Origin of the sequence: Xanthovirga aplysinae (assembly GCF_009711365.1) — a bacterium.
GTDB classification, from domain to species: domain Bacteria; phylum Bacteroidota; class Bacteroidia; order Cytophagales; family Cyclobacteriaceae; genus Xanthovirga; species Xanthovirga aplysinae.
Genome location: NZ_SMMB01000504.1, coordinates 1 through 1964, shown reverse-complemented (window position 1 = coordinate 1964; position 1964 = coordinate 1). Strand labels below are relative to the sequence as shown.

General features: G+C 37.3%; 1 protein-coding gene. It reads right to left on the bottom strand.

Going from position 1 to position 1964, the window contains the following annotated elements:
• Positions 1–55: 55 nt before the first annotated feature.
• Positions 56–1963 carry a ribosomal protection-like ABC-F family protein gene (gene abc-f / locus E1171_RS02170; RefSeq protein WP_343031283.1) on the bottom strand — a complete coding sequence of 636 codons (1908 nt, stop codon included), beginning with the start codon at positions 1961–1963 and terminating at the stop codon, positions 56–58.
• Position 1964: the final 1 nt, after the last annotated feature.

The following is a 1964-nucleotide window of genomic DNA, read 5'->3' as shown; positions in this document are numbered from 1 at the left end:
ACCACTTACACAGTTTCTCTCACAGTGCCTCTCAACCCTTAACTTTTAATTAAATTTATTCCAGTTCTTCAAGTTGCATTAAGGTGTTTTCCCACTGGTCTTGATGTATTTCTAATAATTGTTTGGCTTCATTATATTTTTCGTTACAAGCTTTAAGTTGCTCCACATCACCGTAAATTTCAGGTTTTGCCATTTCATTTTCAATTCCCTGGATTCGGTTCTCCAGTTCTGTGACCTTCTGTTCAGCAGTCTCCAGCTCTTTTTTTAACTTTTTAATTTGATTGTCAGTTTTACGATCTACCGGTAAAGACGTGGATTTTTTTGGTTTCTCATTTCCCTTATTATTTTTCTTCGGAGAAGAAGGTTTTTTCTCCTCGTTTTTTTGTCGCCAATATTCGTATTCTTCGTATGTACCAGGGTATTCTTTTATTTCCTGGTTTTCAATATACCAAATCTTAGTAGCCACTTCTTTTATGAAATGTCGATCATGAGAAACAATAATTGTGGAACCCTGATATTGTTGAATGGCCTGTATTAGAATATTTACCGACTGCATATCCAGGTGGTTAGTTGGCTCATCCAATAAAAGAAAGTTAGCTTCTGAAATTAATACCTTGGCCAATGCAACTCGGGACTTTTCTCCTCCTGAAAGCACTTTAATTTTTTTGTAGACTTCTTCATCTCTAAATAGAAAGCAACCTAAAACACTTCGTAATTCTTGTTCGGTTTTGTCTGTTCCAGCTTGCTTTAACTCTTCCAGGATTTCATTATCTACTGTGAGGGCTTCTAACTGATGCTGAGCATAAAAAGACATATTAACATTATATCCTAATTTGCTTTCTCCGCTAATATTAGAATCTTGTCCTGCAATAATCCTTAAAAGAGTAGATTTTCCTTTTCCGTTGGCACCAATTAAAGCAATCTTATCTCCTCTTTCTATGGTAGCGTTTGTATTTTGAAGAATAGTCAAATCACCAAATGATTTGGAGATATTTTCCAAAGTGGAAACAAAACGTCCCGATTGTTGCTTGAAGTTGAAATTAAAATTTACCTGAGCATTTTCGTTTATAACTTCATCTACTCGATCCATTCTTTCCAGAGCTTTTACCCGCGATTGTACTTGCCTGGCTTTAGTGGCTTTAGATCGAAATCGCTCAATAAAGCGCTCTGTTTGTTTTATTTGCTGTTGTTGGTTTTCAAAAGCATTTTGTTGAATTTCCGACCGGAGTTCTTTTTCCTCTTGGTAAAATGAATAATTACCCGAATAAGAAGTCAACTGACGGGAAGAAACCTCTACTATGGTGTTTACTGTATTGTCAAGGAATTGTTGATCGTGAGATACAACTATTATTCCCCCTTCATAATTCTTTAGATAATTTTCCACCCACTGGATAGAAGGTAAATCCAGGTGGTTAGTGGGCTCATCAAGCATGAGAAGAGAAGGCTTTTCCAACAGTAGTTTAGCTAACATCACCCTCATCCGCCATCCTCCCGAGAATTCTTGCAATGGACGGTCCAGGTCCTTTGTAGAAAAACCTATCCCTTCCAATACTTCTTCCGCTCTGGCTTTAATGGTGTAACCGTCTAATGCCTCAAATTCTTCCTGAAGACTGCTTAAACGGTCCACTAAACGGTCTTCATAATTGGTTTCCATTTGATGAAGCACTTTATCAATTTGTTTTTGCACTTGGAGGGCCTTATCAAAGGCCTGCATAGCTACAGTAAGGATACTATCCTCTGATTGATAAGAGAGCAAATCCTGATTTAGAAAACCAATGGTACAGTCATTACTTTTACTAATAGATCCCTCATCAGGAGTCAATTCTCCATGGATAAGTCGTAATAGTGTGGATTTTCCAGTTCCATTGAGGCCAATTAGGCCTATTTTGTCTTTTGGTTTGATGTGAAGAGAGGCGTTTTCGTACAGTGCACGCCCCCCCAAATAATATGATAAGTTATTTATT